28 protein-coding genes are annotated in these 25944 nt (G+C 62.8%); all 28 read left to right on the top strand.

Annotated elements, in window-relative coordinates:
• The first annotated feature begins 115 nt into the window (after positions 1 to 115).
• The 28 genes from C7I85_RS09715 to C7I85_RS09580 all read left to right on the top strand — a co-directional run bounded on the left by C7I85_RS09715 (position 116) and on the right by C7I85_RS09580 (position 25942).
• On the top strand, positions 116 to 460 hold the full coding sequence (locus tag C7I85_RS09715) for a DUF6107 family protein (RefSeq protein WP_106723774.1): 345 nt from the start codon (positions 116 to 118) through the stop codon (positions 458 to 460).
• On the top strand, positions 450 to 1139 hold the full coding sequence (locus tag C7I85_RS09710) for an HK97 family phage prohead protease (protein WP_106723773.1): 690 nt from the start codon (positions 450 to 452) through the stop codon (positions 1137 to 1139). Before C7I85_RS09715 ends, C7I85_RS09710 begins: the two co-directional genes overlap by 11 nt.
• On the top strand, positions 1136 to 2383 hold the full coding sequence (locus C7I85_RS09705) for a phage major capsid protein (RefSeq protein WP_106723772.1): 1248 nt from the start codon (positions 1136 to 1138) through the stop codon (positions 2381 to 2383). Before C7I85_RS09710 ends, C7I85_RS09705 begins: the two co-directional genes overlap by 4 nt.
• Before the next feature lie 123 nt (positions 2384 to 2506).
• The gene (locus C7I85_RS09700) at positions 2507 to 3076 is read left to right on the top strand and encodes a head-tail connector protein (protein ID WP_106723771.1); all 570 of its coding nucleotides are present in this window, start codon (positions 2507 to 2509) and stop codon (positions 3074 to 3076) included.
• Positions 3076 to 3408 (top strand): phage head closure protein, encoded by a 333-nt coding sequence (locus C7I85_RS09695; protein WP_106723770.1) that lies wholly within the window; start codon positions 3076 to 3078, stop codon positions 3406 to 3408. Before C7I85_RS09700 ends, C7I85_RS09695 begins: the two co-directional genes overlap by 1 nt.
• Entirely contained in the window at positions 3405 to 3587 is a 183-nt protein-coding gene (locus C7I85_RS09690; protein ID WP_106723769.1) for a hypothetical protein, read from the top strand. Before C7I85_RS09695 ends, C7I85_RS09690 begins: the two co-directional genes overlap by 4 nt.
• The gene (locus C7I85_RS09685; RefSeq protein WP_106723768.1) at positions 3568 to 3978 is read left to right on the top strand and encodes a DUF3168 domain-containing protein; all 411 of its coding nucleotides are present in this window, start codon (positions 3568 to 3570) and stop codon (positions 3976 to 3978) included. Before C7I85_RS09690 ends, C7I85_RS09685 begins: the two co-directional genes overlap by 20 nt.
• A gap of 58 nt (positions 3979 to 4036) precedes the next feature.
• Complete coding sequence (locus tag C7I85_RS09680) at positions 4037 to 4453, top strand: phage major tail protein, TP901-1 family (protein ID WP_106723767.1); 417 nt, start codon at positions 4037 to 4039, stop codon at positions 4451 to 4453.
• The gene (locus C7I85_RS09675; protein ID WP_106723766.1) at positions 4450 to 4785 is read left to right on the top strand and encodes a gene transfer agent family protein; all 336 of its coding nucleotides are present in this window, start codon (positions 4450 to 4452) and stop codon (positions 4783 to 4785) included. The genes C7I85_RS09680 and C7I85_RS09675 overlap by 4 nt, the downstream gene beginning before the upstream one ends.
• The gene (locus C7I85_RS09670; RefSeq protein ID WP_106723765.1) at positions 4782 to 5024 is read left to right on the top strand and encodes a rcc01693 family protein; all 243 of its coding nucleotides are present in this window, start codon (positions 4782 to 4784) and stop codon (positions 5022 to 5024) included. The genes C7I85_RS09675 and C7I85_RS09670 overlap by 4 nt, the downstream gene beginning before the upstream one ends.
• The gene (locus C7I85_RS09665) at positions 5009 to 5584 is read left to right on the top strand and encodes a phage tail tape measure protein (RefSeq protein WP_106723764.1); all 576 of its coding nucleotides are present in this window, start codon (positions 5009 to 5011) and stop codon (positions 5582 to 5584) included. Before C7I85_RS09670 ends, C7I85_RS09665 begins: the two co-directional genes overlap by 16 nt.
• 8 nt (positions 5585 to 5592) lie before the next feature.
• Positions 5593 to 6234 (top strand): DUF2460 domain-containing protein, encoded by a 642-nt coding sequence (locus C7I85_RS09660; RefSeq protein ID WP_106723763.1) that lies wholly within the window; start codon positions 5593 to 5595, stop codon positions 6232 to 6234.
• Positions 6231 to 7121, top strand: coding sequence for a DUF2163 domain-containing protein (locus C7I85_RS09655; RefSeq protein ID WP_106723762.1), 891 nt, complete (start codon positions 6231 to 6233; stop codon positions 7119 to 7121). Before C7I85_RS09660 ends, C7I85_RS09655 begins: the two co-directional genes overlap by 4 nt.
• Entirely contained in the window at positions 7118 to 7567 is a 450-nt protein-coding gene (locus tag C7I85_RS09650; protein WP_106723761.1) for an NlpC/P60 family protein, read from the top strand. Before C7I85_RS09655 ends, C7I85_RS09650 begins: the two co-directional genes overlap by 4 nt.
• 24 nt (positions 7568 to 7591) lie before the next feature.
• Complete coding sequence (locus C7I85_RS09645) at positions 7592 to 11476, top strand: baseplate multidomain protein megatron (RefSeq protein ID WP_106723760.1); 3885 nt, start codon at positions 7592 to 7594, stop codon at positions 11474 to 11476.
• A gap of 28 nt (positions 11477 to 11504) precedes the next feature.
• The gene (locus C7I85_RS09640) at positions 11505 to 11711 is read left to right on the top strand and encodes a hypothetical protein (RefSeq protein WP_106723759.1); all 207 of its coding nucleotides are present in this window, start codon (positions 11505 to 11507) and stop codon (positions 11709 to 11711) included.
• A 115-nt stretch (positions 11712 to 11826) separates the two neighbouring features.
• Entirely contained in the window at positions 11827 to 12126 is a 300-nt protein-coding gene (locus C7I85_RS09635) for a hypothetical protein (protein ID WP_106724087.1), read from the top strand.
• A 77-nt stretch (positions 12127 to 12203) separates the two neighbouring features.
• Positions 12204 to 12869, top strand: coding sequence for a response regulator transcription factor (locus tag C7I85_RS09630; RefSeq protein ID WP_106723758.1), 666 nt, complete (start codon positions 12204 to 12206; stop codon positions 12867 to 12869).
• Between the two features lie 40 nt (positions 12870 to 12909).
• Positions 12910 to 14286 (top strand): ATP-binding protein, encoded by a 1377-nt coding sequence (locus tag C7I85_RS09625; RefSeq protein WP_106723757.1) that lies wholly within the window; start codon positions 12910 to 12912, stop codon positions 14284 to 14286.
• A complete protein-coding gene (locus C7I85_RS09620) occupies positions 14261 to 14851 on the top strand; it encodes a hypothetical protein (protein ID WP_245444871.1) in 591 nt (196 codons plus the stop codon). The genes C7I85_RS09625 and C7I85_RS09620 overlap by 26 nt, the downstream gene beginning before the upstream one ends.
• 100 nt (positions 14852 to 14951) lie before the next feature.
• Complete coding sequence (ccmI, locus tag C7I85_RS09615; RefSeq protein ID WP_106723756.1) at positions 14952 to 16094, top strand: c-type cytochrome biogenesis protein CcmI; 1143 nt, start codon at positions 14952 to 14954, stop codon at positions 16092 to 16094.
• 5 nt (positions 16095 to 16099) lie between these two features.
• Positions 16100 to 16534, top strand: coding sequence for a cytochrome c maturation protein CcmE (gene ccmE, locus C7I85_RS09610; protein WP_106723755.1), 435 nt, complete (start codon positions 16100 to 16102; stop codon positions 16532 to 16534).
• Positions 16535 to 16556: 22 nt separating this feature from the next.
• The gene (locus tag C7I85_RS09605) at positions 16557 to 18548 is read left to right on the top strand and encodes a heme lyase CcmF/NrfE family subunit (RefSeq protein ID WP_106723754.1); all 1992 of its coding nucleotides are present in this window, start codon (positions 16557 to 16559) and stop codon (positions 18546 to 18548) included.
• Positions 18545 to 19015 carry a cytochrome c-type biogenesis protein gene (locus C7I85_RS09600; protein ID WP_106723753.1) on the top strand — a complete coding sequence of 157 codons (471 nt, stop codon included), beginning with the start codon at positions 18545 to 18547 and terminating at the stop codon, positions 19013 to 19015. Before C7I85_RS09605 ends, C7I85_RS09600 begins: the two co-directional genes overlap by 4 nt.
• A gap of 117 nt (positions 19016 to 19132) precedes the next feature.
• Positions 19133 to 20659 carry a DegQ family serine endoprotease gene (locus tag C7I85_RS09595; protein ID WP_106723752.1) on the top strand — a complete coding sequence of 509 codons (1527 nt, stop codon included), beginning with the start codon at positions 19133 to 19135 and terminating at the stop codon, positions 20657 to 20659.
• Positions 20660 to 20843: 184 nt separating this feature from the next.
• On the top strand, positions 20844 to 21518 hold the full coding sequence (locus C7I85_RS09590) for a response regulator transcription factor (RefSeq protein ID WP_181257145.1): 675 nt from the start codon (positions 20844 to 20846) through the stop codon (positions 21516 to 21518).
• A gap of 3 nt (positions 21519 to 21521) precedes the next feature.
• Entirely contained in the window at positions 21522 to 22979 is a 1458-nt protein-coding gene (locus C7I85_RS09585; RefSeq protein ID WP_106723750.1) for a sensor histidine kinase, read from the top strand.
• Positions 22976 to 25942, top strand: coding sequence for a bifunctional [glutamine synthetase] adenylyltransferase/[glutamine synthetase]-adenylyl-L-tyrosine phosphorylase (locus tag C7I85_RS09580; protein WP_106723749.1), 2967 nt, complete (start codon positions 22976 to 22978; stop codon positions 25940 to 25942). Before C7I85_RS09585 ends, C7I85_RS09580 begins: the two co-directional genes overlap by 4 nt.
• The last annotated feature ends 2 nt before the right edge of the window (positions 25943 to 25944 follow it).

Raw genomic sequence — 25944 nt, 5'->3', positions numbered from 1 at the left:
ACCTCGTCTGAAAGCGCCGGCTATCCGACTGCTGACATCTGCAGGCGCACCTAGCGTACGATAGGCGCGGGTTCCCCCGCCGCCTGTTCCACCCACCCAAAACTGGACGAACCTCATGAACGACACCCACTGGCTGTGGATGGCGAAGGTTGCCGGCGCCGTTGGCGGCTCTGCGATCTCGCTGGCCTACATCCTTCCTCACGGTCGCCGCGAGGCGGCGGCGCGCTTTGCCGTCGGCGTCGTCTGCGGCCTGGTGTTCGGCGGCACCGCCGGCCTGAAGATCGCCTCCGAACTCGGCATCGAAACCATCATCGGCCCGGTTGAGATGATGCTGATGGGTTCGGCTGCCGCCAGCCTTTGCGCCTGGTGGGCGCTGGGCTTCGTCATGCGCGCCTTCGAGCAGAACCGCTTCGCGCGCATGTTCCGCAAACAGGATCAGGAGAATGCCGATGGACGCTGAAGCACTGGCGCGGCTGTGCGAACGCAAACGCCTCGATCTGGCCGTCGAGACGGTCGAGCCGGACGGCACTTTTTCGGGCTATGCCAGCCTGTTCGGCAAGGTCGACCTCGGCAAGGACGTGGTCGAGCGCGGCGCCTTCGCCCGCTCGCTGAAGGCGCGCGGGGCCTCGGGCATCCGCATGCTCTTCCAGCACGATCCGAACGAACCGATCGGCGCCTGGACCGAAATCCGCGAGGACGCGCGCGGCCTGTTCGTCCGCGGCCGGCTGGCCAAGGATGTGGGCCGCGCCCGGGACGTGTTGAACCTTATGCGCGGCGGCGCGCTCGACGGCCTCTCCATCGGCTTTCATGCCGTGCGCACAAGGCGCGACGCGGCGAGCGGCGTGCGTCGCATCCTGGAGGCCGATCTCTGGGAGATCTCTATCGTCACCTTCCCGATGCTGCCCGAAGCGCGCGTCGAGACGGTGAAAGGGCGGCAACTGCCGACCATACGCGAATTCGAGAGCTGGCTCAGGCGGGACGCCGGGCTGACGCGAAGCGAGGCCCGCAGGGTTATCTCCAAGGGTTTTGCAAGTCTCGTGGGCGGGCGGGACGCCGCCGCGGGACCGGAAGCGGCGCTGCTGGAAACGATCCGGCAGGCCACACGCATGATCAACGAAACAAGGAAGTCCCTTACATGATTGAAGCGAATATCGACGGCCTCGAAACCAAGTCGGCCTCGCAGTTCGACCTTTCCGACGCGTTCGGCGAGTTCATGACCACCTTCGAGGCGTTCAAGGACAGCAATGACGAGCGGCTGGCGGAGCTGGAAAAGCGCAGCGCCGACGTTCTCGTTACCGAGAAGGTGGACCGCATTTCGCGCGCGCTCGATGAACAGAAACGCGCGCTCGACAATCTCGCGCTGAAGAAGGCGCGTCCGGCTCTGGGCCGAAGCGGCGGGCATGTCGTGCGCACCGAGCACAAGTCCGCCTTCGAGGCCTATATGCGCAGCGGCGACGACCGCCACCTGCGCTCGCTCGACGCCAAGGCCATGTCCTACGGCTCCGGCCAGGACGGCGGCTATCTGGTGCCGGACGAAACCGAGACCGAAATCGGCAAGCGGCTGGCAGCATTGTCGCCGATCCGCTCCATCGCCTCGGTGCGGCAGGTGTCCGGCGCGGTGCTGAAGAAGCCCTTCTCGATCCATGGCCCGGCGGTCGGCTGGGTGGGCGAGACCGCGGCACGCCCCGAAACGGCTGCGTCCACCCTCGCCGAACTGCAGTTCCCGACCATGGAGCTCTATGCCATGCCGGCGGCCACCGCCTCGCTGCTGGAAGACAGCGTGGTCGATCTCGACGAGTGGATTTCGAGCGAGGTGGAAGCGGCCTTTGCCGAGCAGGAAGGCGCGGCCTTCATCAACGGCGACGGCACCAACAAGCCGAAGGGCTTTCTGAACTACGACAAGGTTGCCGAGTCGAGCTGGGCCTGGGGCAAGATCGGCTGCACCTTCACCGGCTCTGCGGGCAAGCTGCCGGACGAGGACGCTTCGGACGTGCTCATCGACACGGTCTATTCGCTGAAGGCAGGCTACCGCCAGAACGCCAGCTGGGTGATGAACCGCAAGACCCAGGCCATGCTGCGCAAGCTCAAGGACGCCGACGGCAACTACCTCTGGCAGCCGCCCGCGGCGGCCGGCCAGCGCGCCATGCTGATGGGCTTCCCGCTGGTGGAGGCCGAAGACATGCCCGATGCGGCGGCCAATGCCACGCCGATCGCCTTCGGCGATTTCGGTCGCGGCTATCTCGTCGTCGATCGCACCGGCGTACGCGTGCTGCGCGATCCATACAGCGCCAAGCCCTACGTGCTGTTCTACACCACCAAGCGCGTGGGCGGCGGGGTGCAGGACTTCGATGCCATCAAGCTGCTGAAGTTCGCCGCCGCCTGACGGCGCGTCGTTTCGGCCGATGTGACGCGCGCGCTCCCCTTGCGCCGTCACGCTGCCGATGGCGGCTCCGGCCGTCCTCCTCCGGGGCCGCCACTTTCCATCCAGACAAGCAAAGGTAGTTGCATGACGCTCTTGCGAACGGTCGACCCTGCGGTCGAGCCGGTAAGCCTTGCCGAGATAAAGCGCCACTTGCGCATTACCCATGACAGCGAGGACGAGTTTCTGTCCGGCCTGATCCGCGCCGCGCGCGAGGACGTCGAACGCTCGACCGGCGTGGCTATGATCAACCAGAGCTGGCGGCTGGTGCTCGACCGCTGGCCCGGTAACGGTTGCGTGCTGCTGGCGCGGCATCCGGTGCGCGAAGTGCTTTCGGTGACGATATTCGGCAAGGAAGGCGAAGCCTCTGTGCTGAACCCGGGCGATTATCTGGTCGACACGCTGTCGCGCCCCGCGCGCCTTCATGTCGAGCGTCGCCCTGAGCCGCTCCGAAACATGAACGGCGTCGAGATCGATTTTTCCGCCGGCTTCGGCGAGGCGGGCACGGATGTCCCGGATCTGCTGAAGCGGGCAGTGACGCTGTTGGTCGCGCATTGGTATGAGTTCCGCGCTGCCTACGGCGCAGCTGACCAGCCGGTTTCCTATCCCGCCGGCTACGATCGCCTGATTGCCGGCTATCGGGACCGGAGGCTCTGATGGCGGAATTCATCGATCCAGGAAAGTTGCGGACGGAGTTGGGGCTCCAGCGCTGTGTCGCTCAGTCCGATGGTCTTGGCGGCCAGATCGAGAACTGGGCGGAGGTCGCTACCGTGTTTGGGATGATCGAGCCGATCTCGGCACAGAGCCTTGTCGGTGCAGACCAGACGCGGCAGGCGATTACCCACCGCATCACCATGCGCTGGCGCGGTGATGTGTCGGCCGGAACGCGGCTGACCGGCCAGGGGCGCACCTTTGCCATTGTCACCTCTCACGACCCGGACGAAACCGGGCGCTACCTTGTCTGTCGCACACTGGAGCACGCACGATGAGGACATCGATCAGGATTACGCTCGACGGTCTTATGCGGGCCTTGCGCTGGCAGGCGCACGATCTGGCGGAAGAGCTTGAACAGCGCTACCGTGCCGGGATGCGGAAGCCTGGTGTGGCCGTTGAGACCGGCGAACGCATCCGCGAAATGGGGGAAGGCAATGACCGCGTCGGCCGTTGAGCTGCAGAAAGCCATTTTCTCCGTGCTGGAGGCCGACTCCGCTTTAATCGGGCTTTTGGGAGGCGCGAAGGTCTTCGACCGGGCACCCGACGATCAGCCTTTCCCGTACCTCACCTTCGGCCGCACCAGCGTCTATGACTGGAGCACCGGCACCGAGAAGGGCAGCGAGCATCTATTCACGCTGCATGTCTGGTCGAAAGCGAAAGGCAAGAAGGAAGCGCTGGAGATCATGGAGGCAGCCAGGAAGCGCCTCGATGCAGGCTCCTTGGCGCTGGACAGCCACCACCTTGTAAACATGCGCTTGGAATTCGCTGAAGCCAGATATGACGAGGATCTGGCGGTCCATCACGGCCTTCTTCGATACCGCGCGGTGATCGAAGACCTCGTCTGAGCCATCGGCGTTCACGCGCCGGGCCATTTACCACACCACACAATTCGGGAGACCAGACATGGTCGCACAGAAGGGCAAGGACCTTCTGCTCAAGCTCGATTCCACGGGCTCGGGCAATTTCATCACTGTTGCGGGGCTGCGCTCCAAACGCATCGCCTTCAACAGCGAAACGGTCGATGTGACCGATGCCGACTCTGCCGGCCGCTGGCGCGAGTTGCTTGCTGGCGCCGGTATCCAGCGTGCCTCGATCAGCGGATCGGGCATCTTCAAGGATCAGCAGTCGGATGCCGAGATCAGGTCGCGCTTCTTCGCCGGCGAGATCTCGAGCTGGCAGCTCTCCGTGCCGGATTTCGGCGTGGTTCAGGGGGCCTTCCAGATATCCTCGCTCGAATATACCGGCACGCATGACGGCGAGGTGACCTTCGAGATGGCGCTGGAATCCGCAGGACCAATCAGCTTCACGGTGGCGCCATGACCGTGAACAAAAGGCGCGGCGAAGTTGCCGCCGAACTCGACGGCAAGACCTATCGCCTGTGCCTGACGCTGGGCGCGCTTGCCGAGTTGGAAGCGACCTACGCTGCCGACGACCTCGGCGCGCTGGTCGAGCGTTTTTCGCGCGGACGACTTTCGGCGCTCGATATGATCCGCATCGTTGGTGCCGGCCTGCGTGGCGGCGGTAACGACATTGCCGACGATGAGGTTGGCAACATGCAAACGGCTGACGGCATTGCAGGTTTCGCTTCCATCGTCGCCGAACTGTTGACCGCCACCTTCGGCGCAGCTGCGGAGCCGGCCGCAAACCCTTGAAAGCCGGGGCAGGCAAGGCGCGCGAATTCCCGTGGGACCAGGTGATGGCCTTGGGGTTCGGCCTGCTGCGGCTATCGCCCGACGCCTTCTGGGCCATGACGCCACGCGAATTCGAACGCGCCATGAGCATGTACACCCGACGGGCGGAGGAGGCGCCGCGGCGCGAGGACCTGGCCGCGCTGATGCGCAGCTTTCCCGACACCCCCGAGAATAAGGAGAGAGCATGGTTGAGGACGTAACCGTCTCGATCAACGCCGACACCGCGCCTTTCCAGGCTGCGCTCGAAAACCTGGAGAAGATGTCTGATCGCTTTGGCGCTCAACTGACGGGCGCGCTGAAGGGCGCCGTAGTGCGTGGGCGTGAACTCGATGACGTGCTACGCAGGATTGGGCTCAATCTCGCCGGCATGGCGCTGGAGCAGGGGTTGAAGCCGCTTCAATCGCTGACGAGCTCGCTGTTTTCGAGCCTGCTCGGCGGGCTTACCGGCATTCTGCCCTTCGCCAAGGGCGGGGTGCCGGGCCATGTGGTGCCCTTCGCCAGCGGAGGCGTTGTTTCCACCCCAAGCTATTTTCCAATGGGAAGTAGTTTGGGCCTGATGGGCGAGGCGGGACCGGAGGCGATCATGCCGCTGCAGCGTGGACCTGATGGTCGCCTCGGCGTGGCTACTTCCGGTGGAGGCACGCCGGTGAACGTCGTCTTCAACGTCACCTCGCCGGACGCCGCGTCGTTCCGAAAATCCGAGGCGCAGATCACCGGCATGCTCGCTCGTGCGGTGTCGCGCGGCGCCAGAACCCTTTGAGGAGGCGAATGTCCGAACTTGCCAGTTTTCACGATGTGCGCTTTCCGCATGCCATCTCCTTCGGGGCGACCGGCGGGCCGGAGCGGCGCAACGAGATCGTTTCGCTGACATCAGGGCGGGAAAAGCGGAACGCACGTTTCTCCCAGTCGCGCCACCATTATGATGCGGGCACCGGCATCAGATCGCTGGAAGATCTGCACGACGTGCTCGTCTTCTTCGAGGCGCGGCGCGGGTCCTTGCATGCGTTCCGTTTCCGCGATCCGTTCGACATGAAATCGTGCCGACCGGAAGCCGCGCCAACGCCAGCCGATCAACTGCTGGGCTATGGCGACGGGATCGCGACGCACTTCAAGCTCGTCAAGTGCTACGGCGCGGGGGACGATGCCTATCTGCGCCTGATCTCGAAGCCGGTCATCTCGTCGCTGCGAGTGGCGGTCGACAACGCCGAGCTCACGGCGAAGAGCTTTTCCTTTGACGAGGCGTTGGGCGAAGTGGTGCTTGCCAAGGCGCCGATCAAGGGCGCGGCCCTGACTGCCGGCTTTGAATTCGACGTGCCGGTGCGCTTTGACAATGAACGCCTGTCGCTGAGCCTCACTGCCTTCAAGGCAGGACAAATTCCGTCGATCCCCCTAGTCGAGGTGCAGCTTTGAGGACGTACCCGCAATCCCTGATCGATCATCTTTCGCGCAACGTGACCACCGTCTGCCACTGCTGGCGTCTGACCAGGTCGGACGGGACCGTGAGTGGCTATACGGATCATGATCGCGCGCTGACAGTCGATGGCGTCCGTTTCGAACCGGAAACGGGCTTCAGCGCCAGCGAAGCGCGCGACACGCTCGGCCTTGCGGTCGATACCGTCGACGTCGAAGGCGCGTTGTCTTCGGCCGATATCCGCGACGAAGATGTGGCCGCCGGGCTGTATGACGGTGCCAAGATCGAGACGCTGCTGGTGAACTGGCGAAAGCCTGACGAGTTCGCGCGGCTGCGCACGGCAACGATCGGCAAGATCACCCGGAGCGACAATCGCTTCGTGGCCGAGCTGGAGAGCCTCACGCATGCGCTCGATCAGCCGAGCGGGCGCTATGTCAGCCGCACTTGCGATGCCGAGGTGGGAGACAGCCGCTGCGGCTTTCTTCTGAGCCGCTCGGGCTATTCGGGTGCAGGCGTTGTGGCGTCGGTCGAGGAAGCGTCGGTGATCATCGTGTCCGGCCTGGATGCGTTCGAGGTCGGTTGGTTCTCGTCTGGAGCGCTGGCCTGGACAACCGGCGCTCGTGCGGGACGAGCAGAACGCATCGTCGAGCATCGCAGAGACGCAAGAGGTGTGGTGTTGACCCTTCAGTCTGCGGCTGGCCTGAAAATCAAGGCTGAAGATGCGTTCTCGATCATGGCCGGCTGCGACAAGAGCTTTGCTACCTGCAAGGCCAAGTTCTCGAACGCCTTGAATTTCCGTGGCTTTCCCCATTTGCCCGGCAATGACGCGGCCTACAGCTATGTCGTCGAGGGCGGACGCTTCGACGGCGGCCCGATCGTTCCATGAGCGTGCGTGTGCAAACGTCTATCGCTGCCAACATCGTCGCGGAAGCACTGTCCTGGCTCGGCACGCCCTACCGGCATCAGGGCATCCGCAAAGGCGTGGGTTGTGATTGCATCGGCCTGGTGCTCGGCGTCTGGCAGGCGGTCTATGGCACGGCGCCAGAATGGCCCGGTGCCTACGCTCCGGATTGGGCCGAGGCGGGCGGAGAGGAGCGACTGCTTGCGGCGACGCGACGGCACTGCATCGAGAAACAAGCCGGCGAGCTTTCGGCTGGCGACCTGATCCTCTTCCGCTGGCGGCCGCATTTGCCGGCCAAGCATGCCGCGATCATGGTTGGGCAGGATCGTTTCATCCATGCCTATGAGCGAAACGCGGTGGTGGTTTCCGCTCTGGTGCCGCAATGGCGAAATCGCATTGCCGGCGTGTTCGCTTTTCCCGAACGACCGTAACCCACAGAATTTCCGGAGATATTGATGGCAACCATCGTGTTGCAGGCCGCCGGCGCAGCGCTTGGCAGCGTGCTCGGACCTGTCGGCAGCGTTATCGGTTCGGCTCTCGGCGCAATGGCCGGTTACGCCATCGACCAGGCTGTCCTGAACAGTACCCCTCATATCGAGGGACCGCGTCTTGCGAATGCGCGTCCGTTCACGGCGGAGGAAGGAGCGTCCATTCCGCGTGTCTACGGCACGACGCGGCTCGGCGGCACCCTGATCTGGGCAACCCGTTTCGAGGAGAAAAGCACGACGAGGCGCGAGGGCAAGAACGGGCCGCGCATAACGGAGTATTCGTATTTCGCCAATGTCGCCTTTGCCCTGTGCGAGGGGAAGATTGCCGGCATTCGCCGCATCTGGGCAGACGGGCGCGAGATCGACCGCAACGACATCGAGATCAGGATCTATCGCGGAACCGAGGATCAGCCCGTCGACCCGCTGATCAGTGCCAAGCAAGGCAAGGCGAACGCACCGGCATATCGAGGTGTGGCCTATGTCGTGCTCGAACACTTTGCGCTCGCCGACTATGGCAACCGCATCCCGCAGTTCCAGTTCGAAATCCTGCGTCCGGTGGGCGAAGTGACGAAACAGGTGCGGGCCGTCTGTCTCGTTCCGGGCGCGACCGAATACGGCCTCTCGCCGAAGCTGGTCAAGCAGCAGAAGCGCCAGGGAGAAACCGCAGCGGCAAACCGTAACATGCTCTATGCCGCCACCGATATCGCGGCCTCGCTCGACGAGTTGCAGATGCTCTGCCCGAACCTCGAGCATGTCGCCATCGTGGCCGCCTGGTTCGGCGACGATCTGCGCGCCGGCAATTGTCGGATTAGGCCGGCAGTGACCACCCGTGCATCATCCGGCTTCTCAAGCGCATGGTCTGTTTCCGGCGTGAGCAGGGAAAATGCCGTCGTCGTTTCCGTGCCGGGCAAGGGGGCTGCCTATGGCGGCACCCCATCCGACAGCAGCATCATTGCCGCGATCAGGGAGATCAAGGCGCGCGGCCTCAAGGTGACGCTCTATCCATTCGTCATGATGGATGTTCCAGCCAACAATGCGTTGCCCGATCCCTATGGCGGCCAGAAGCAATCCGCCTATCCGTGGCGGGGCAGGATCACCTGCAATCCTGCGCCGATGCAGCCAGGAACTGCTGACGGAACCGCCTCGGCGCGGACGCAGGTGTTGGCCCTCTGCGGCAATGCGCTGCGGACGCAGTTTATCAGGACGTCGAGTTCCGTTGTGTTCACCGGCGCGTCCGGCGACTGGGGATACAGGCGGTTCATCCTGCATTTTGCACACTTGGCGGCAGCGGCCGGCGGCGTCGACGCGTTTCTGATCGGAACCGAGTTGCGCGGCCTGACGACGCTGCGCGACCAGAACGACAGCTTCCCGTTTGTCGAGGCGCTTTGCACGCTGGCCGACGATGTTCGAGCAACGGTCGGCACAAATACCCTCGTCACCTATGGCGCGGACTGGAGCGAGTATTTCGGTCACCACCCCGCCAACGGCAATGTGTATTTCCACCTCGACGCCCTCTGGGCGCATCCGGCGATTGGCGCCATTGGCATCGACAACTACATGCCCTTGTCGGACTGGCGCGACGCCGACTATTCGGCGCCGAATTCGGACGGATTTCGCGGCCCCTACGATCCCGTCGGATTGCGCGCCGCGATAAACAGCGGCGAGGGATACGACTGGTATTACCCGTCGGACGAAGCCCGGCTGCGTCGCGAGCGTTCGCCGATCACGGACGGTGCCTATGGGAAGCCCTGGGTCTATCGCTACAAGGATATCGCCAGCTGGTGGAGCAACCGGCACTACGACAGGGTAGGCGGCGCCGAGGTGTCGACCCCGACGTCGTGGGTTCCCTGCTCGAAGCCGATCTGGTTCACCGAGCTGGGCTGTCCGGCCGTGGACAAGGGACCGAACCAGCCCAATGTCTTTCCCGACCCAAAGTCGGTCGAGAATGGGATCCCCTATTTCTCCAACGGGGGCCGGTCGGATCTCGCCCAGCAGCGCCTTATCGAGGCACACGCAAGACACTGGAATCCGTCGAGCGCCGATTTCACTGAGGCCGATAATCCGGTCTCGCCGCTCTACGGCGGCAGAATGGTCGACCCGTCGCGCATCTATCTGTGGGCCTGGGATGCGCGACCGTTTCCGGCCTTTCCGCTGCAAAAGGACATTTGGTCGGACGGCGACAACTGGAGCCGGGGCCACTGGCTGAACGGGCGCATCGACAATCCGTCCGCCGAGGCATTGATCAACCGCATCCTCCGGGATCATGGTCTGCCGCCGGCCGATGCCACCAATGCCGATGGCACCGTCCAGGGCTATGTGATCGCCGATCCGAGTTCGGCGCGCGAGGCGCTCGAGCCGCTGGTCGAGCTGTTCGACTTGGCCGTTCAGAAAGAGGCGGATGGCCTCGTGTTCAGAAGCAATGCCGCCCAGGCTTCTGCGACGGTGGAGCTTCGCGAACTTGTTGACGATGGCAAGGCGGCGGTGGTCGAGACGGTGCGCACGCCCGACCATCAACTGCCGGTCGAGGGCATACTGGCCTTTCGCGATCCGCTGAAGGAATACCAGACTGTGTCCGTTCGCTCGGTTCGGCTCGGAGCATCGGGCAGCCGGCAGCACGTCATTTCGTTTCCGGGGGTGCTGGAAGCGAGCGAAGGGCAGGCGCTGCTGGATGGCTGGATGCGGCGGACCTGGGCGGAACGCGAAAAGATCAGCTTCTCCGTCCCATCACCCAGTTCCGACATTGTTCCCGGAGCCATCGTTCGTCTGGCGAATGGTGACGGCACCAATTTCATGGTGAACGAGATCGAGGACGGGCTGGTTCGCAAGGTCACCGCCACGCAGGTCGCCCGCGCCGCGCCGGCAGGCTGGAAGCCCGAGATTCCGGACGCCTATCCCCAGCCGCCGATAAATACAGGACAGCCCTTTGTCGAGCTTTTGGATCTTCCGTGTGGAGCGGGTGGAGACGTCGCGCAGGAGCAGTTCAGGATCGCGGCATGGCAGAAGCCGTGGCGCAGCCAGCTCGTGTTCGTGTCGCCGGAAGAAACAGGCTACGCCCAGCGTGGCGTGATCACGCGGCCGGCCAGCGTTGGTTGTCTTGTAGAGCCGCTGGAGCCAGGCTTTGAGGGGCGCGTGGATAGTTTTGGTTCGATCCTCGTCGAGTTGTTCGATGCCGAGGCGAGCAGTGTCAGCCGCCTGCAGTTGTCGAATGGAGCCAATGCTGCGGCGGTAAAGTCGGCCAATGGTGGCTGGGAGATATTGCAGTTCCAGCAAGCGGAAGAAGTCGCGCCGGATATTTGGCGATTAGGCAAACTCTTGCGCGGGCAGTTGGGTACCAATGATGCCATGTCTGCCGGCGCTCTTGCCGGCGCAAGCTTCGTAATGCTTGACGAGGCTGTACAGCCGGCGGGGCTGCTGGGCACAGAAATCGGCCTCGATCTCAATTGGCGCATTGGCCCATCCGGTGCGGATTTTTCCGACGAGAGATTTGCGACCGTTCCGGCCGCGGGTGGAATGCGCGCCCTGTTGCCGCTGTCGCCGGTGCATCTCAAGGCGTCCAGAACGGCAAGTGGCGATCTTGCGGTGACTTGGGTCAGGCGCGGAAGGGTTGGCGCAGACGATTGGGGACCAAGCGAAATCCCACTGGGGGAAGAACGCGAGGAGTATCAGGTCACCATCGCTCGATCGGGCGCGACGGTGCGCACCGCGGTCGTGCAGTCGCCCCGTTGGGTATATCCAGCGGCCCAGTTGGCTTCCGATCTGCCGGGGGCTTCCGCGTTCGACCTGACCATCAGGCAATTCAGCGTGGCGGCGGGATGGGGACTGCCTGCCACGCGGCGCATCTCGCTTTCGTAGCCGTTCTCGAGAAAAAGAAAGGACAACTATGACGACCAACAAGCCGTGGTTTCTGTCGCGCACCATTTGGGCAGCGCTGATCACGATTCTGGCTGCTCTTGCTGGCTTGGCAGGATTGTCGATCGACGAAGCGGACCAGGGGCTTCTGACCGACGCCGTCCTGCAAGCGATCACGGCAGTGGCTGGCGTTGTCGTCATCATCGGTCGCTTGGCGGCAAAAGACCGGATCGGCTGAGGCCGTTCCATTGGAGACGAAAACAATAGGCTGAAGAGAGGGTTGCAGGCTGCGGGAATTGCTGCTGATCTGTGTTCATTTCGTGTTCAGCAGTCATCAGTTAATCACGACAATCATGAAGATGCACCGCTCCATTTTCCGGTCTGTTGCTCTGGCGCTATGCGCGTCGATGCTGATTGCGCCTCGGTTGTCGGCTGCCCCGGCTGCTGAAACAACCGACGACGATTCGATGGTCGTCGCTTCGGCCGATTGCTATGCGATCGGCCAACAGGTGGCCGCCCAGAATGGAGGAACGCTTGCCAAGGCGAACGCTTCCACGCAGGGAGGGCAGCAAGTTTGCGTGATTGTGGTTCTGGTGCCTGGCAAGGACGGGCAGCGGCCCCGGCGTGCAGAGTTCGTGGTGCCTCAAAATTGAAGTTTGGACGCGCAATTTCCCAGTCGGCGGAAATCGACCTATTTCTGCCGGCTTTTGCGGCAACAGGCGAATAGTGCATGCGAATACTGGTTGTTGAAGATGACAAGGAACTGAACCGGCAGCTCTCGGACGCGCTGAGCGACGCGGGCTATGTGGTCGATCGCGCCTACGACGGCGAGGAGGGCCATTTCCTTGGCGACACCGAACCGTACGATGCCGTCGTTCTCGATATCGGCTTGCCGCAGATGGACGGGATCAGCGTTGTCGAACGCTGGCGTCGCAATGGCCGAAAGATGCCGGTGCTTATCCTGACCGCGCGAGATCGCTGGAGCGACAAGGTGGCCGGCATCGATGCCGGCGCCGATGACTACGTCACCAAGCCCTATCATATCGAGGAAGTCCTGGCGCGCATGCGTGCGCTGATCAGGCGGGCTGCAGGGCACGCCTCGTCCGAGCTGTCGTGCGGCCCCGTGAGGCTCGACACCAAGGCCTCGAAAGCCAATGTCAACGGCGTTCCACTCAAGCTCACATCGCACGAATTCCGCCTTCTCGCCTATCTGATGCACCACATGGGCGAGGTCGTGTCGCGGACCGAACTGGTCGAACACCTCTACGACCAGGATTTCGATCGGGATTCCAACACCATCGAGGTATTCGTCGGCCGCCTTCGCAAGAAGATGGGCGTCGACATGATCGAGACCGTCCGCGGCATGGGCTACCGGATGCGCGAGCCGGCATCGTGAGGCCGGTTCTTTCTGAGAGAACGGCCTCCGGGTGTGAGGGATGACATTCGGCCCCCGCTCGCTGACCTTTCGCGCCATCGCCTTTTCGACCATTTGGGCGGTGGTGGCGCTGATCGTCATCTATACGGTGATTGCAACCCTTTATCGCCAAGCGAGTGAAAGGGGTTTCGAGAGCCTTCTTTCGGCGCATCTGTTCAATCTCATCGGATCGGTCGGCGTGTCCGAGCCTGGAGTGCTGACCGGCGGCCCCGATCTTGGCGATCTCAGATTTTCGGAGCCGAAATCCGGCTGGTACTGGTCGGTCGAGCCGGTTTCGCAGGGCTTGAGTGGCGGGCTGCGTTCCCTGTCTATGACCGAGGCCATACCTTCGCCGTCGACGAACGAAGTGCCCTTCAATTCCTCCTTCCAGCGAAACTACAGGATGGAGGGAATTGCCGGAGAAGAGATCGAAGTGCTCGAAAACGAATTCGTTCTCGACGCCAAGAACCGGATCGCCCGCTTTCGGGTGATGGGAAATCGCAGCGAACTCGAGCACGAGATCGGCATATTCGATCGGCGGCTGCTGACCTACCTACTACTCTTCGGCTTCGGCATGATCGCAATCAACGCGATCGCGATTCTCGTGGGCTTGCGCCCGCTAAGCCGTGTCCGCGCAGCGCTGGCCATGGTTCGTGAAGGCAGCGCCCAGCGCCTCGACGGCAAGTTTCCGGCCGAGATCGAGCCGCTTGCCAACGAGACCAACGCCCTGATCGACAACAACCGGCGCATCGTCGAACGTTCGCGCACGCAAGTCGGCAATCTGGCTCATTCGCTGAAGACGCCTCTCGCCGTACTTCTCAACGAGGGGAGGGCACTTGGCGGAACCAAGGGCAAGCTGATCGTCGATCAGGCCGAAGCCATGCAGAGCCAGGTCGAACACTACCTGCAGCGGGCTCGCGTCGCCGCACAACGCGACAGCGTGGTCTATCGCACGCCAGTGGCGCCGGTTCTTCAACGCATGGTGCGGGTCATGACAAAGCTCGGCCCGGACACCCAACTTTCCCTTGCACTGCCGCCTTCCGAAATCGTGTTCGGCGGTGAGCGCGAGGATCTGGAGGAAGTGATCGGCAATCTTCTCGAAAACGCGCTGAAGTGGGCGAACGCGGAGGTGCGGGTTTCGGTTGCGCACGTTGCCCCGAACAGCGGAACGGCCGCCGAGTTTGCGATCGCCATCGAGGATGACGGCCCCGGTATTCCCGAGGAAGATGCGCGCGAAGCGCTCAAGCGGGGCAAGAGGCTCGACGAGACAAAGCCCGGCACAGGGCTTGGGTTGGCGATCGTCGCCGATCTCATCAAGGAATACGGCGGGAAATTATTGTTGGAACGATCGGCCTTGGGCGGGCTTAAAGCGATTGTTCAACTTCGTAGTGTGCAATAAAATGGGAATAGCTTTGCAGGGCGGATTTTCAGCGACCGAATTTCGGTTCACTATCGCCTCTAATACGACTCCCAAGTCTTTGATCGTTGAAGGAATTTTTGAATTGATGGCAGGCAGGAGAATTGGCGCGGCGCTGGTTGTCGGATTGTTTGCCGTTTCAGGGTGCACGACGACCGGATTGGGCAGCAGCACAGGCTCCGCTTTGGGCGGGTTTGCCGGCGGTCAGGCGTCTTTCGGCAAAACCAGGGTGACATCAACGATCATCGCTGCGATGGGGGGCGGTCTTATCGGTGGCTCCATCGGAGCAAACCTCGATGACAGCGAACGCCGCAGTGCGCTCGAAGCGGAGTACAGGGCGCTCGAATATACCCAGAGCGGTCAGCCCGTTGCCTGGCAGGGCCGTCAGCAAGGGCGTTCCGGCCAGGTGGTCGCGGCGCAGCCCTATCGTGTCGGTTCGCAGGACTGCCGTCAGTATACGCAGACTGTGTTCATCGCCGGCCAGTCGCGATCTGCGCGAGGTACCGCTTGCCGCAATTCCGATGGCAGTTGGACGCCGCTGACCTGATTTCCGCCTTGTGAAGAGCTCGGAATAACCGGACGAAAGCCGTCAATCCGCCGCAGGTCGCGTATGTTGGCACACCTGTTCGCTGAGGCTATTAAGGGGCATGGTTTTTTGGTTCATTGCCGCTTTGCTGACGCTGGCGGCCAGCCTGGCGGTCCTGATGCCGCTGGCCGGCCGCTCGAAGAGTGATTCGAGCGGCGACGCGCACGATCTCGAAGTCTACCGCGACCAGCTCGCCGAGCTTGATCGCGATGCCGCGCGTGGCCTGATCCAGCCGGCGGATGCGGAACAGGCGCGAGCCGAGATCGCAAGACGCATTATTCGCCTGGGCGGTGAGGATAAACAGCGGCGGGGCTCCGGAAGCTCCGCTTCCGTCACGCGTACGCTGGGCGTTGCTGCGGTGTTGGCGGTTCCTCTGATCAGTTGGGGGCTCTACGGCGTTCTTGGCTCGCCAGACATTCCATCCCAGCCTTTGCGGGAACGGCTTGCGCAAAGCCCGGCGGACAGTTCCGTCGATGAGCTCATTGCGCGCGCTGAGGCCCATCTTGCCGCGAATCCTCAGGATGGGCGCGGATGGGAGGTGCTGGCACCGGTCTATCTGCGGATGGGGCGCTACGATCAGGCGGTCACGGCCTACCGCAATGCGATCCGGCTTCAAGGTTCGACTGCTGAAAGAGAGGCCGGTCTCGGCGAAGCCATTACGGACGCCGGCGATGGAATGGTTTCCGCGGAGGCCCAACAGGCGTTTGAACGCGCGCTGAGGCTGGAAAAGGATCAGCCGAAAGCGCGGTTCTATCTGGCCACCGCTCTTGTACAGGATGGCAAGATCCAGGAAGCCGCCAGCGCCTGGGAAGCCATGCTCGCCAGCCTGCCTGCGGATTCCGCATGGCGCAGTCCAACCCAAGCAGCGCTCGCCGAAACCCGAAAGCGCATGACCGGCACCCCGACGGCGGAGGTAGCGCCTGGCCCGACGAAACAGGACATGGATGCTGCCGCTTCCATGTCGCCGGAAGATCGCAAGGCGATGATCGAGACGATGGTTGCCAAGCTGGATGAAAAGCTCCGCCAGAATCCCCATGATGTGGAAGGCTGGCAGCGGCTTTTGCGGTCCTTCCTCGTACTCGGCAAGAATGACGAGGCCCATGCGGCGCTGAAGCGCGGGATTGAAGCCTTGGGCGCGACGACCGAGGATGGCAAGAAACTCGCCGATTTTGCTGCCACTCTTGGCCTGTCGGCGACGGAGTAATTTGCATGACGCGCAAGCAGAAGAGGCTGTCTGTCATCGGCGTTGGCGCGGCCTTCCTGATCGCGGCGACCGCGCTGACTTTTTATGCACTGGGACAGAAGGCGTCTTACTTTTTTATGCCTGCCGACCTGCAGACCGTAACGCTTCAGCCCGGTCAGCGAATTCGACTTGGCGGACTGGTGGAAAAGGGGTCCATAATACGTGGGCAAGGCACGCAGGTCAGCTTCAGCGTGACCGATCACGAAAAATCCGTGAAGGTGACCTACACCGGTATTTTGCCAGACCTGTTCCGCGAGGATCAGGGCGTCATCACCGAGGGCAGCTTCGGTGCGGATGGCGTGTTCGTCGCCGACAGTGTGCTGGCGAAGCACGATGAGAACTACATGCCCAAGGAAGTCGCCGACGGTCTCAAGGCCAAGGGCGTGTGGCAGGAGAACTGAGTGAAGGAAAGCCAGGACCTCCATGGTTGAAATCGGTCATTTCGCGCTCGTTCTCGCCTTCGCGCTTTCGCTCGTGCAGTCGGTGGTTCCGCTATTCGGTGCGCGCACCGGCAATGAGCGGCTAATGGCGGTCGGCGGTCCGGTCGCCGTGACCGGCTTCGCGCTGACGGCGTTGTCCTTCATGGCTCTCGCCACGTCCTACCTGCAGTCCGATTTCTCGGTCGCAAACGTCTGGGAAAATTCTCACTCGCTGCAGCCGATGCTCTACAAGTTCACCGGAACCTGGGGCAACCACGAAGGCTCGATGCTGCTCTGGGTGCTGATCCTGACCTTCTTCGGGGCGCTTGTTGCAGCTTTCGGGGCGAACCTGCCGGCGACGCTGCGCGCCAATGTTCTGGCTGTTCAGGGCTGGATTGGCGCGGCGTTCTTCCTGTTCATCCTGACCACGTCCAATCCTTTCACGCGTCTTATTCCGGCGCCGATCGAGGGGCGTGACCTCAACCCCATCCTGCAGGACATCGGCCTCGCCATCCATCCGCCGCTTCTCTATCTCGGCTATGTCGGCTTCTCGGTCTGCTTCTCATTTGCGGTCGCAGCGCTCATCGACGGAAAGATCGATGCCGCGTGGGCCCGCTGGGTCCGCCCATGGACGCTCGCCGCCTGGGTCTTTCTGACCGGCGGCATCGCGATGGGCTCCTATTGGGCCTATTACGAGCTTGGTTGGGGCGGCTTCTGGTTCTGGGACCCGGTCGAGAACGCTTCCTTCATGCCGTGGCTGGCCGGTACGGCGCTGCTGCATTCTGCCATCGTGATGGAGAAGCGCTCGGCGCTGAAGATCTGGACATTGCTGTTAGCGATCCTGACTTTCTCGCTCTCGCTACTCGGCACCTTCCTCGTTCGCTCCGGCGTTCTGACGTCGGTCCATGCCTTTGCCACCGACCCCAGCCGCGGCATCTTCATCCTGTGCATCTTGACCCTATTCATCGGCGGGGCACTGGCATTGTTCGCGCTGCGCGCGGGCAGCCTGACGGCAGGCGGCATCTTCCAGCCGATTTCGCGCGAAGGCTCGCTGGTCCTAAACAACCTGTTTCTGACCACCGCCGCAGCCACTGTTCTGATTGGCACGCTTTATCCGCTGCTTCTTGAGGCAATGACCGGAGACAAGATCTCCGTCGGTGCCCCGTTCTTTAATCTTACCTTCGGCGCCCTGATGGTGCCCGTGCTGCTGCTTGTGCCCTTCGGTCCGCTGCTCGCATGGAAGCGCGGTGACATCTTTGCGGCTGCGCAGCGGCTCATGGTGGCGTTTGGCGGCGCACTGCTTGCGGTTCTGGTGACGGTGCTGTTCATCGACAAGACGGCCGTTTTCACGGCACTTGGCATCGGCATGGCAGTCTGGCTGGTTCTCGGCGCTTTGACGGATCTGGCCCTGAAGTCAGGCATTGGCAATGTGCCGCTGAAGACGGCGATCAGTCGCTTCGTCGGCCTGCCCGGATCGGTGTTCGGAACTGCGATTGCCCACTTTGGGCTGGGTCTTACCCTGCTTGGTATCGTTAGCGCGGTTTCCTTCGAATCCGAGCGGATTCTGACGATGCGTCCGGGCGATACCACCGAAGTTGGCGGCCGCGTGGTGCGCTTTGACGGGCTGCACCCGTTCCAGGGGCCGAATTTCACCGAGGATCGCGGACGCTTCGTCCTGGTTGGGCCGGACGGCAAGGACAAGCTTGAGGTCATATCGTCCAAGCGCTTCTTCCCGGCTCGCCGCATGCCCACAACGGAAGCCGGCATCAAGACGCTGGGCTTCAGCCAGCTCTACGTCTCGCTGGGTGACGAGCAGGCCGATGGAACTGTCGTGGTCCGTATGTGGTGGAAGCCGCTGGTGACGCTCATCTGGTTTGGCGGCCTGGTCATGATGGTCGGCGGCACGGTGTCGTTGACGGATCGGCGCCTGCGCGTCGGAGCGCCGGCTCGCCGTGCTGCTCGCCCCGCGGACAAGACAAGGCCGGTTACGTCATGAGACGGTTTCCCTGCATAGCCGTTGCGGCCCTGCTTTGCGCGCTGTCGTTCGGCGGCGCGGCCTATGCCGTCCAGCCGGACGAGATGCTGAAGGATCCGGCGCTGGAAACGCGTGCCCGCTTGCTGTCGGAAGAGCTGCGCTGCATGGTTTGCCAGAACCAGTCCATCGACCAGTCAGATGCGGATCTGGCGCGCGATCTGCGCGTTCTGGTGCGCGAGCGTCTCAAGGCAGGCGACACCAACGACCAGGTGCTGGACTACATCGTGTCCCGTTATGGCGAGTTCGTGCTGCTGAAGCCTCGCTTCAGCCTACGCAATGCCTTCTTATGGGGTGCGCCGCTGGCGCTGCTTCTTTGCGGTGGCGTGGCGATACTCTACGCGGTTCGTTTCCGCCGCAATGCCGAGGTCGCCGGGCTCTCCGACCAGGAGAAAGAGGCGCTCGAGAAAATCCTGCGCGAAGACCCATAATTGCTCGGGATCGAAACATTACGAAAGTTTCATCCGGCGGAAAGAGCGCCGTAATGTAGTTTCTCCTATCACTCTTGCGAGTGGATGCGATCGTGTCCCCGTTCAAGAGGATAGCTCATGACCAATTCTCCAAACCCCGTTTCGAAGAACCGCGGCCGGCTTCTGGCTGCAGCTGCCTCCATCGCCATTGCCGGCGCAATCGGCCTCAGCGCGGTTACTTCGGGAACCCAGCCGGTTCTCGCCGATGCGGTGCGAGTGGAAGCTCCCCAGGCTCCTGGCTTTGCCGATGTCGTGGAAAAGGTTTCGCCGGCGGTTGTCAGCGTTCGCGTAAAGGCGACGGCTGATCAGGTGGCGAATGACGAGGACGGCTTTGGCCCGCGCGGCTTTGACAATCTTCCCGACGATCATCCGATGAAGCGCTTCTTCCGCCAGTTCAGGGGCGGGGAGTGGCAGAATGGCGGCCCGCGCTGGCACCGCAACCATGAGCGCCAGCCGCGCCCGGTCGCACAGGGCTCGGGCTTCTTCATCTCCGATGACGGCTATCTCGTTACCAACAATCATGTCGTCGAGGGCGGCTCGTCCTTCACCGTCGTCACCAATGACGGCAAGGAACTCGATGCCAAGTTGATCGGCACCGATCCGCGCACTGACCTTGCCGTTCTGAAGGTCGATGGCGGTGGCAAGTTCACCTATGTCGATTTCGCCGACGACAACAAGGTCCGTGTCGGCGACTGGGTCGTTGCAGTTGGCAATCCCTTCGGCCTCGGCGGAACCGTCACCGCGGGTATCGTTTCGGCGCGTGGCCGCGACATCGGCGCCGGCCCCTATGACGACTTCATCCAGATCGACGCGGCGGTGAACCGCGGCAATTCCGGCGGTCCGGCCTTCAACCTCAATGGCCAGGTCGTGGGCGTCAACACCGCGATCTTCTCGCCTTCGGGCGGCAGCGTCGGCATTGCCTTCGCGATCCCTGCCACGACGGCCAAGCAGGTCGTTCAGGACCTGATGAAGGACGGCAGCGTCAAGCGTGGTTGGCTGGGTGTCCAGATTCAGCCCGTGACCCCCGACATTGCAGAGTCGCTCGGTCTGAAGGACGCCAAGGGCGCATTGGTTGCCGGCGTTCAGGACGACGGTCCGGCAAAGAAGGCCGGCATCGTTTCGGGTGATATAATCACCCAGGTCAACGGCAAGGATGTTTCCTCGTCTCGCGAACTCGCCCGCGTCATTGGTGCCAACCCTCCCGGCCAGTCGGTCGAAGTGACGCTGCTGCGCAACGGCAAAACGGAGACGATGAAGATCGATCTCGGCGCGCTTCCGACCTCTGACAAGCAGGCTTCGGCAGAGCAGCAGCAGGCGCCGCAGAGCGCGACGGAAACGCTGGCCGATCTCGGCCTGACGGTGACCAGCGCCGATGACGGCAAGGGCCTCGTGGTGACCGCAGTGGAGCCCGACAGCGACGCAGCCGACCGCGGCATCCAGGCCGGCGACGTCATCACAGCCATCAATTCGGCGGAAGTGAAAGCGCCGGGCGATGTTACCAAGGCAATGGAAGACGCGGCCAAGGCCGGCCGCAAGGCAGTTCTCGTTCAGGTCTCGCGTGACGATGCCAACCGCTTCGTGACGCTTCCTGTGAACAAGGGCTGATCCATCGCCAGAACTTTCCGATGCGGCCCCACCGTTCCGGCATGCATCGGAAGGGGTTGCGCGGTTTTGTGAGTTCGCACCAACCCCGCGGCAGCAGGTTGCAAGACCTGCTGCCGCATCTTGTTGGAGACCGGTGATGAACGTAAGTATCCTTGAACCCGGCGAAATCGCGTATAGTGGCCCGATGAAGATTCTCGTTATCGAAGATGACCGCGAGGGTGCGGAGTATCTGGAAAAGGCGTTAGCCGAAGCAGGTCATACTGCTCATGTCGCTCGCGACGGGGAAACGGGGTTCGCGCTGGCCGATTCAGGCGATTACGACGTCATGATCATCGATCGCATGCTGCCGCGACGTGACGGTCTTTCGGTCATCGCTGGGCTCAGGTCGCGCGGCAACACCACGCCGGTTCTCATCCTCTCGGCTCTGGGCGAGGTCGACGACCGCGTCACCGGGCTTCGTGCCGGCGGTGACGACTACCTCACCAAGCCTTACGCGTTCTCCGAACTGCTGGCGCGGATCGAGGTTCTGAATCGCCGGACTGCATCGCGAGAAACCGAGACGGTCTACCGCATCGGCGACCTTGAGCTGGATCGCCTTTCCCATATGGTTCGCCGCGGTGCGCTCGATATCACGCTGCAGCCGCGCGAATTCCGCCTGCTCGAATATCTCATGCGTCATGCCGGCCAGGTCGTGACACGCACCATGCTCCTGGAGAATGTCTGGGACTATCACTTCGATCCGCAGACCAACGTCATCGACGTCCACATTTCACGGCTGCGCAGCAAGATCGAGAAGGGCTTTTCGAGCCCAATCCTGCATACGGTTCGCGGCGCAGGCTATATGCTCAAGGCCGGCTAAGCGATGGCCTTTCGATTTCCTGCCATCATGAAGACGACGGCCGCGCGGCTGTCGGCTCTTTACCTGCTTCTGTTTACCCTCTGCGCCATTCTGCTTGTGTTCTACATGACGTCGTTGTCGGCGACCATGCTGACCGAGCAGACGATGGAGACGATCAACGAAGAGGTGCAAGGGCTTGGACAAGCCTATCAGCGGGGAGGATTGCCGCTTCTGGTCCGCACCATCGAGCGCAGGGCGCGCCAACCGGGCGCCAATCTTTATCTGATTGCAGATTCCAACGGCCGCATCCTCGCCGGCAACGTCCAGAGCCTCGAACCCGGCGTTCTCGAGAATGAAGGCTGGACGGATCGCCCCTTTGCCTACCAGCGCTTTGGCGACAACAGCGCCGAACGGCGCAACGCCGAGGCTTCGACGCCTGGTGGCACCGCTGCGGAAGTTGCACCGCGGCATGACGCGATTGCAGTGGTCCTACGCCTCCCCAATCAGATGATCGTGCTTGTCGGGCGAGACCTATCAGAGCCGGAACGCTTCCGCGAGGTGGTGCGGCGCGCGCTCATGGTAGCGCTTGGCATGATGGGCCTCGGCGCATTGCTCATCTGGTATTTCGTCGGGCGCCGTGCGCTCAAGCACATCGACAGCGTCTCGGATGCCAGTCGGCGCATCATGGGCGGAGATCTTTCAGGGCGCCTTCCGGTCACGGGGGCAGGCGACGAGTTCGATCGCTTGTCGGAAAACCTCAATACGATGCTGGAGCGTATCGCCGATCTGAACGAAGGGCTGAAGCAGGTCTCCGACAACATCGCGCATGACTTGAAGACACCGCTGACCCGTCTGCGCAATCGTGCCGAAGCAGCACTTTCCAGCCAGTCCACCTCGGACGACTACAGAGCCGCTCTCGAAAGCACCATTGCCGAATCCGACCAACTGATAAGAACCTTCAACGCCATCCTGATGATTTCGCGGCTAGAGGCCGGCTATTCGTCGGAGGCCGTCGCGAAGGTCGATCTCGTTGCGATCGTGCAGGACGTGGTCGAGCTCTATGAGCCTCTGGCCGAGGAGAGCGGCGTCGAGCTTGAGGCGCCCGTCACCGGATCAGTGGTTATCGACGGCAATCGCGAGCTGATCGGCCAGGCGCTGTCGAACATCGTCGACAACGCCATCAAATATTCGCTTGATGCCGAGGGGAAACCCGCCGTGCGCGTCACGCTGGAAAAGGTCGGCAACGAGGTCCGTTTGCGGGTGGTCGACAACGGGCCCGGCATTCCCGACGATGTAGACCGTGAAAGGGCCACCGAGCGTTTCGTGCGGCTTGAAAAAAGTCGCTCGCAGCCGGGCTCGGGCCTCGGCCTCAGCCTGACCAAGGCGGTCATGAAATTTCATCACGGCCACCTTGAACTCGCCCCTGCCGACCCTGGATTATCCGTCACCATGAGCTTCCCTCAGAGAGAGACCGGCAAATGACGACAGGACTGGCTGCCAAGCCGAAGGACCAACCCTGGTTCGGCAGTCCCGTGCCGCAACTCGTTCCGCTCGACCGGGAACGCGCCAGGCGCGAGATCGCCGAGATTGCCGATGCGGCGAAGGAAGCCGGGCTCACGCGGCTTTCCACGCTGCTGAACGGAAAAAGCCGCCTGGCAGCATTTCTGGAGGCGGTGTTCGATCTTTCGATCTTCATGCGCGATTGCGCGCGCCGTCGGCCGGAAATTCTCGACGCGCTGTTTGGCCAGACGATCGATGAGCGGCTGCTCTTCATTCAAAGTGAAATCGCAGCGGCGGCGCGCGCGCAGGACGTGTCCGAAAAGAGCCTGATGATGGCGCTGCGCCGACTGAAGCTCGAGGCACATTTCCTCATCGCGCTGGCAGAGCTTGCCGGCGAATTCGACACCGCCGCCACTGTCCGGCGCCTTAGTGATCTGGCCGATGCCAGCGTCCGTGCCGCCTCGGACTTCCTGCTCCGCGAGGCGCATTTCCAGGGGAAGTTGAACCTTCCTGACCCGGAGAGGCCGGCCGCGGGCTCAGGATGGATACTGCTCGGCATGGGCAAGCTCGGCGCCCATGAGCTCAACTTCTCGTCCGACATCGATCTGGTGGTGTTTTTCGAGCCGGAAGCGCCGGCCGTCACCGATCCGTTCGGGGCTGCGGACCTCTTCGCGCGCATGACGCGGCGGCTCGTAAAAATCCTGCAGGATCGTACTGAGCACGGCTACGTCTTCCGCACCGATCTGCGCTTGCGCCCGGACCCGGGCTCGACGCCGCTTGCAATCCCGGTTCAGGCCGCCTTGCTCTATTACGAAGGGCGCGGCCAGAACTGGGAGCGCGCGGCCATGATCAAGGCGCGCCCCGTCGCGGGCGACCTCAAGGCGGGCGCTGCCTTCCTCAAGGAATTGCAGCCCTATGTCTGGCGCAAATACATGGACTTTGCGGCAATCGCCGACGTCCATTCGATCAAGCGCCAAATCCATGCCCACAAGGGGCATGGCGAGATCGCGGTGAAGGGGCACAACGTCAAGCTCGGTCGGGGTGGGATTCGCGAGATCGAGTTCTTCGTCCAGACCCAGCAGCTGATCGCGGGCGGACGCTTCCCGGATCTGCGCGGCCGCGAGACGGTGGCCATGCTTGCCCAGCTGGCGGCGCACGGTTGGATCACGGCGGAGGCCAGGGACACGCTGGCGCAGCAATACTGGTTCCTGCGGCGCGTGGAGCACGCGATCCAGATGGTGGCCGACGAGCAGACCCACACGCTGCCCGAGGACGATGAGGGGCTCGAACGGATCGCCCACATGCTCGGTTTCACCGATCGCGAGACGTTTGCGGCCGAGTTTCGCGCCTCTCTGCATCAGGTCGAGCGCCACTATGCGGCGCTCTTCGAGACGGCGCCGGAGCTGTCTTCGGGTATCGGCAATCTGGTCTTCACCGGCGACGTCGACGATCCCGATACGCTGCAAACCCTGCACAGGTTGGGCTTCGAGCGGCCGAGCGACATTTGCCGCGTCATTCGAAGCTGGCATTTCGGGCGTTACCGGGCGACGCAATCGGCCGAAGCGCGCGAGCGCTTAACCGAACTGACGCCAGCGCTGCTCGAAGCCTTCGGCAAGACACGCCGCGCCGATGAAGCGCTGATGCGGTTCGATGAGTTTCTGGCTGGGCTGCCGGCAGGCATCCAGCTGTTCTCGCTCCTGCAATCCAATCCGGCGTTGCTGCGGCTGCTGGCGACGATCATGGGAACCGCACCCCGGTTGGCAATGATCGTCACCCGGCGGCCGCATGTATTTGATGGTCTGCTGGACCCGCTATTGCTGTCGGAACTGCCCGACCGGACGTATCTCGCGACGCGTCTGTCGGTCTTCCTTGAAGGCGCGAAGACCTACGAAGACGTTCTCGATCGTCTGCGCATCTTCGCCGCGGAACAAAAATTCCTCATCGGCGTGCGTCTCCTGGCCGGATCGATCGACGCGGCAAGAGCTGGCAGGGCCTTCTCCGATCTTGCCGATCTGACGATCGGCAATGCGCTCGACGCGGTCGTCGACGAATTTGCCGTGCGGCACGGCAGGGTCAAAGGCGGCAAGGCGGCAATTCTCGGTATGGGCAAGTTGGGCAGCCGCGAGCTGACCGCCGGATCGGATGTCGACCTCATCCTGCTTTACGACCACGACCCCGACGCCGAAGAGAGTGACGGCGAGAAACCACTGGCGCCGTCGCATTACTATGCCCGCCTGACGCAACGCCTGATCGCCGCCGTGTCAGCGCCGACGGCCGAAGGTGTTCTCTACGAACTCGACCTGCGCTTGCGGCCCTCCGGCAACAAGGGTCCGGTTGCCACCCACATCGATGCGTTCCGCAGATACCAGCGGGAAGAGGCCTGGACCTGGGAGCATATGGCCATCACCCGCGCTCGCGCTGTGGCCGGTGACCCGGAACTTTGCGAGGCCGCCGAAGCGGAAGTGACGTCGGTACTCGCCTTGCCGCGCGACTTTTCCAAAGTCGCGAAAGAGGCGGTTAACATGCGCAAGATGATCGAGGAGGAGAAGCCGCCGCGCGACCCCTGGGACATCAAGCTCATTCCGGGCGGCCTGATCGATCTCGAGTTCATTGCGCAGGTGGCGGTCCTGACGCATAGGATCGAGCAGGGACCGCACACCGCAAGCACGGCCGAAACCCTCGCGCGCCTCAGCCCCGAATTCGCCGATGCCCAGGTGCGGCAGGAACTGTACGACGCCTATTCGCTCTACCTGTCGCTGACGCAAATGATACGTCTGTGCCTGACCGGGGCCTTCGAGCGCAGCGACATGCCGCCAGGCCTTGCCGATCTGTTGCTGCGCGCAACCGACCTGCCGGATTTCGCCGTGCTCGAAGCGCATCTCAAGGAAACGGCGCGAAAGGTCAGGGCCAATTTCGACCGCCTGCTGCGCGTCAGGAAGAAATAAAC

The organism is Pseudaminobacter soli (ex Li et al. 2025), assembly GCF_003012705.1.
GTDB lineage: Bacteria > Pseudomonadota > Alphaproteobacteria > Rhizobiales > Rhizobiaceae > Pseudaminobacter > Pseudaminobacter soli.
Note: the sequence above shows the minus strand (reverse complement) of the source record. Positions and strands in the feature narration are given on the sequence as shown.